This window comes from Nafulsella turpanensis ZLM-10 (genome assembly GCF_000346615.1).
GTDB classification, from domain to species: domain Bacteria; phylum Bacteroidota; class Bacteroidia; order Cytophagales; family Cyclobacteriaceae; genus Nafulsella; species Nafulsella turpanensis.
This window is the reverse complement of the sequence record NZ_ANNU01000085.1, coordinates 1-447: the sequence shown is the minus strand read 5'-3', so window position 1 is coordinate 447 and position 447 is coordinate 1. Positions and strand designations below refer to the sequence as shown.

1 protein-coding gene is annotated in these 447 nt (G+C 43.6%); it reads right to left on the bottom strand.

The annotated features are described in order from the left end of the window. Positions 1–28: 28 nt before the first annotated feature. Positions 29–447, bottom strand: a 419-nt coding sequence (locus tag F752_RS26380) for a hypothetical protein (protein ID WP_040665089.1), incomplete at its 5' end; no start/stop codon positions are given.

Here is a 447-nt window from a genome sequence, read left to right as displayed (position 1 = left end):
TTACAAGTACCGGCGCAACTACTTATATCTAATGATATTCGCTTCCGATCTGGTAATCAAGGGGTAACATATCTCCTACTTTTTCCCACCCCCAGTATCCCTCAAACTGAATATCCAGCGGCTCAGTAATACTTCCTGTTTCGTCTAAAATAACTCTTTTACTACGCAGGGAGATTACAGACGTCTGGTAGGTAGGCTTGCGTGATCCAAACAGCATAGCTGACCTCACATAGGCCTCCTCTTCCTTTTCATGGGTATAAACCACCTGAAGATAATCCTGGAAGGCCAAAACCACTGTCTGGCCATCCCTGCTCAATATCTGCTGATAAGGAACAGGATTCTTATCCAGGTATCCTACTGTTTTGGGTAAATTGGCCTTAGAGAGTGTAATTGCAAGAGGATCGTCCTCTTTTAGGATAAAGTCACTCCCCTTTGCCTGTATAATTT